Consider the following 807-nt stretch of genomic DNA (forward strand, 5'->3'; position numbering starts at 1 on the left):
AGAATATAACAACGACGAAGCCAAGCACTTTGGATTCTATATTCAGAAAGGACTGTTTGAAGAGTATGCGGGATTCGGCCGAGGCAAGGCGCATGATCTTGACGATTATGATGAGTACAAAACAAATCGCGGTAAACGCTGGCCGGTGGTAGACGGTAAAGAAACCCTCTGGCGTTTCAGAGAAGGTTCTGACCCATATGTAGGCAAAGGTAAAGGGTTCGAATTTTACGGTAAACCTGATGGTAAGGCGCTGATTTTTGCACTGCCTTATGAGCCGCCTGCCGAATCACCTGATGAAGAGTATCCCTTCTGGTTATCAACAGGACGAGTCCTAGAACATTGGCATTCTGGTTCGATGACGCAACGCGTTCCTGAACTTTATAAAGCGTATCCGGATGCCCAAGTATTTATCCACCCTGATGATGCAAAAGCATTGGGTTTACGTCGTGGTGACCAGGTTAAAGTGTCGAGTCGGCGTGGCTCTATGTTGTCGCGCGTTGAAGACAGAGGGAGAAACAAACCTCCTAAAGGTTTGGTCTATGTTCCGTGGTTTGACGCTCGCCAGCTCATTAACAAGTTAACGCTTGATGCGACTGACCCATTGTCTAAACAGACCGATTTCAAAAAATGCGCTGTGAAACTTGAGAAAGTATAAGGAGGGTAGTGATATGAGTGATTTTAAACAATATGTTCGTTCTATCATGCTCGCCTCTTTGGTTCTTGCGGTGGGTTGCGCAGAGGAAAAAGTGGAAACCAATGCGGTGTCGCAACCTGCAGAGGCCGTTGATTATGCGTCTGTGGACCAAG

General features: G+C 46.8%; 1 protein-coding gene. It reads left to right on the forward strand.

Going from position 1 to position 807, the window contains the following annotated elements; all coding sequences use genetic code 11:
* The coding region (locus A3751_RS01830) for a molybdopterin dinucleotide binding domain-containing protein (RefSeq protein WP_304438994.1) at nt 1-655 on the forward strand (655 nt) is incomplete at its 5' end.
* Nucleotides 656-807: the final 152 nt, after the last annotated feature.

This window comes from Oleiphilus sp. HI0080, from assembly GCF_001635135.1.